General features: G+C 56.5%; 3 protein-coding genes and 2 pseudogenes. 1 reads left to right on the forward strand and 4 read right to left on the reverse strand.

Annotated elements, in window-relative coordinates:
* From AN233_RS01100 to AN233_RS15935, 4 genes and pseudogenes are all read right to left on the reverse strand, one after another.
* Positions 1-245, reverse strand: a pseudogene (locus AN233_RS01100) (VirB4 family type IV secretion system protein); the annotation flags it as partial.
* On the reverse strand, positions 238-1,359 hold the full coding sequence (locus AN233_RS01105) for a hypothetical protein (protein WP_058365040.1): 1,122 nt from the start codon (positions 1,357-1,359) through the stop codon (positions 238-240). The pseudogene AN233_RS01100 and the gene AN233_RS01105, both read right to left, overlap by 8 nt.
* A gap of 2 nt (positions 1,360-1,361) precedes the next feature.
* Complete coding sequence (locus AN233_RS01110) at positions 1,362-2,477, reverse strand: hypothetical protein (protein WP_058365041.1); 1,116 nt, start codon at positions 2,475-2,477, stop codon at positions 1,362-1,364.
* A 2-nt stretch (positions 2,478-2,479) separates the two neighbouring features.
* A complete protein-coding gene (locus AN233_RS15935) occupies positions 2,480-3,340 on the reverse strand; it encodes a hypothetical protein (protein WP_176696598.1) in 861 nt (286 codons plus the stop codon).
* Positions 3,341-3,596: 256 nt separating this feature from the next.
* On the opposite strand from AN233_RS15935, the pseudogene AN233_RS15940 reads away from it, so the two are divergent.
* Positions 3,597-4,171: pseudogene (locus AN233_RS15940) on the forward strand (RNA-guided endonuclease TnpB family protein); the annotation flags it as partial.

Below are 4,171 nucleotides of genomic sequence, written 5' to 3' on the forward strand. Positions count from 1 at the left end.
ATGTCGTCGAGAAGTTGGCGTTCGGCCGCGCCCTGTTCGATGGTCTCCTCGTCGAGCAGATCCGAGAACTCGACCTCTTCCTCGTCGTCTTCGGTGTACCAGTCCCAGAGGAGTTTCCCGCCGATACCGACCAGTACCGTGAGCAGGATATAGAGGGCCGCCCCTTCAGCTGAGGTCGGATTCGTGAGCCACTCTGTGAGCTGGCCAACGGCTCCGCTGTCTGTCTGGAGGACGAGATTACGCATCGTGGGTATCCTCCCGGCGTGAGTGGCCGATGATGGGTTGTTCGCGAACGACGCTCTCTGCGTCGTCGTACTCGTGTTCGCGACCGTTCCAGAAGTCCATATTCAACACGAAGAGTTCGACCGTGCTGAGCCGCCGAGCGGACCACCCTGAGGCCTGCTGGATGAACTCCGACCGCACGTCGTTGACTCGGCTATCGAGTTTCTCGAACATCTGGGCGCGGCGCTCGACGTCGGTGAGGTCCTCGCGGCGGGTCACGAACGGGTTGAACAGGAACCCGATGACAGGGAACTGCGTCAGCTTCTCGGCCGGTGTCCCCTCGTCTCGGAAGCGGTCATAGACCTCCAGCGGGGTAACTTGGACGCCGATGTAGTACCGCATCTGCTGGATTCCACGGTCGCGCATCTCCTTCGGCCGCGTCTCCCGATACTCCTCGAGGAGTTCCCGGAAGATCGGATTTTCTTTGACGTCCTCGTCGTTCAGGCGGTCTTCGATGTTCTCGGTGATCTGTTCGACCGGGAACGAGCGGGTTGTGGCGTGGAGTTTGAGTTTCGAGTCGAGTTCCTTGTTAGCGAACTCCTCGCCGGCGTCCTGGAGCTGTGCCCAGTCGTCGGACATCGCGAAGTCCATGTTGCCGGGGTCGACCTCGATGAACGCCTCCATCGTGCCGTCCGCGCGCTGGATCGCGCCGCCCCCCGGCCACGCCCGCTCGATGTTCGTGAGGTCTTGGGTCCGCTCGTCGGGCTTGAACGGCGTGTAGTTCGCGAGCCCGCCCTCGTTGCGCTCTGTTTCGTTGGTACTACTGTCGGCCTCCTCCGGGGCGCTGAACGTGATCTGGGGGCGCTTGACGTAGCGATAGACGTCTTTGGTCCACGTCCACGCGTTGAGGTGGTCGGGCGAGACGTAGACGATCGCGACGCCGAACCCGAAGCCACCTGCGACGAACGGCAGGGCGAGTGATTCGATGCCGGTGAGGCCGGCGATGAACAGGCCGACGATCGGGAAGGCGATCAGGACGCCGACGTCGCCTTCCTCGATGTTGAGGTAGGGGATGCGACTCTCCTCACCGAACTGGTTCATGATGCGCCGTGCGGCTGCGTCTTGGTCGATGGACATGTTTAGTGGATACCTCTATCAAAGTCCATTCCGCGTTCCTCACCCGATGTTTCCGACGTAGTGCCACCTGGGTCGTTCTCGGTGCGTCGGTACGAGGGCGTACTATCTCCACCCTCGCCATGACCACCGCGGGCCGCAGCTTTCTGTGCGACGGCATGGCCGGCTGCGGCTTTCGGTCCCCACCGAGCGGCGGTGGTCGCGACGCCCGCGCCCCCGGCATACGCACCGGCAGCTACGCCACCGATAAGGGCCGCTCCCTTGGTGGCACCGCCGAGAACTTTCGCCGTCAGCGGGGTTGCGTATTTGAACGTCTTCCAAGTGAGATAGACCGCGATAAGCGGTAGTGAGGACGCAACTAGGTACTTCAGAAACGCACTATTTGGCGTGAGCGCTCCCTGCGAATAGAGCAGATCGTATCCTTTGAACACGACTGCTGCTGGAAGGGGTAGAACCGCCAAAGGAACAAACCGCTTAGAGAATCCCATCGCGATGTCCGAAAGGACTGGAACGTTACCATAGGCGAGAGCGAAAGCTATCGGCATCCCGTAGACATACACGTAAAGTAACACCTCCCGAATGTAGTAGAGAGCCTCAAGTGCCCACATCGAGAGACCGCCAACCATTGCGAACACGAACGCAAGCCCGGGATTGGTTAGGGACTCTTTCAGGAAATTCAGCATCGCATCACCTAGGGTCTCTAGACTCGGCATCAACGCTATCGTGAACCCATCGACGATGTAGAGTCCAAGAATACTGACCCAGTACCAGCTGATGATGAGGAATACACCAACCCACGCAGTCTTCTTCGTCCGCCTTGCCTCGTACGCACTTCCGATATTGAATATCCGAATTGTGTGTCGCCCTTGAACACACATCACCAGTAGAAGCAGTGAGATAAGCATAATCTCACCACCGACCAACGCATCCCGGATTGCAGGCCAAGGTCCGTTTGTTGGCGCACCAAAGACAAACGCGCCTTCCGTTTCAGGCGTTGGAGTCCCGAACATCTCCTCAGTGAGGGTTTCATAACCAGTGTTCAGTCCCTCCATGAAGAGTGAGATAACCCAATCGACGACATCTTTGAACCCCTCTAAGACGACATCAATCAGGTCCACCATAGTTAGCCCTCACTAATCGTAATCTCACAATTATCGAACTCTTCTGAAGCGGAGTAGTGGATACTGTAAGTATTGGAAACGCGGTTAGTCCCTACCCGTGTTTCTAGAATGACTTCGAAGCTCCCGGTTTGTTCTTCACTCTCACACGAAGTTCCCTCACCTCGAACGAATGCGAACGGTGAACGGTAACTGTACAGTGTAAGCTGCTCTCCCGGTTCTATGACTACCTCGTCAACTTCTATATCTTCTTCTGGATCGTATATGCCACTGACATCGTCGTTTTCATCGTAGTTCGTCCCTTCATCATCCGAGGGATATGGAACATCACCGATAAAGAGGAGCTGCGTGATTGCATCCGGACCATTCCCTTGATTTTCGACAGAAACGAAGGCCTCTTTTGAGATTTTGTCACTCGAGCTATCCCACATCTCTTCAGGCTGGTTCTTCCCGATCCCCATCTCCACAATGCTAAGATCCGGTTGAACGGAAAGAGCAGACTCTTGTACAGTCTCCTCGCCCTCTAGCGCGAGAACACGATACTCTCCTGGAGTGTATGAGGTTCCAATCTCGAACGAAACTTGCTGTGCTCCTGTTGCTACGTCACGCTGACCAAACGGTTCCCCATTCGGCTGGATGAGGTTGACTTGGCTAACATCGGTCTCTTCCGAGAGTTCCACTTTGATCGCTGTCCCATCGACTACAACGCGCTGAAGTGGACCCTGATCGTTCGAAGAGGGAGTTCCGTCACTGGGGGATTCGGAGTTCCCATTTGAATTCATGCACCCAGCTATGCTGGCTAGGGCGGCAGTAGATATTGTCTGGAGGGCGGTCCGTCTGCTGAGCTGTGAGTGTTTTTGAGTCATTGTTTTAGGGAACAGATCTCTGCGGGACGGAGCGGCTACGAACACGGGACCGTGTATTTACTATCCGAGTGGCCCTTCTTTGTCGAGCGCTCTTGCTCCTTGTAACACCAATCCTCGCCACGTAAGCCCATGAGCGTCTTTGACTTCGCTCAGTTGCTCGTACTCCTCCTCGCTGACCTCGATATTCAGGTTCGGCATCTACTCTGGAACTTAGTAATTCATTATCCTTAACTATCATCCCTTCGTTAACATTAGTGTGGGTACCACGGTCACGAAAACGCTTCAGGCAACGCTCGTACCTCCAACGACACACAAAGAGCGACGCCTTCAGCGAACCGTGGCCACGTATCGCCGTGCCCTTTCGGACGCGTTCAATAGTGGTGCGGAGACGCGCTCGGCAGTCAACAACATCGTCACGGACTACAACCTCACGTCCTACGCTAAGGACGCGCTCAAGTCCTACGTCCCGCAACTCTACAATACGTACAACGCCAAGGAATTGACTGACGATCACCCAGTCCGGTTCACGAACCGGGGTTGGGAATTGGATCACTCGCCCGATCGGACCCACGAGTTCTGCTGGCGCGTTCCACAAGCTGGGCGCGGGACCTCGTTTTGGATACCGCTTCGCATCAATCCCGATCAGCGGGAGTTGTGGGATCGCCTCTACGATGGTGACGTGTCTGTAGGCCAGTTCCGATTGCGCCAAACCCGAACGTCGTGGACATTGAACGTCACCGTCGAATACAGTGTACCGGAGCAAGAACCGCCTGAAGAGCCTACACCGATCGGCTTCGATGTGGGTGAGTCGGCGTTGCTCGTCGGCTGTGC

This window comes from Haloparvum sedimenti, from assembly GCF_001462205.1.
Classification (GTDB): domain Archaea; phylum Halobacteriota; class Halobacteria; order Halobacteriales; family Haloferacaceae; genus Haloparvum; species Haloparvum sedimenti.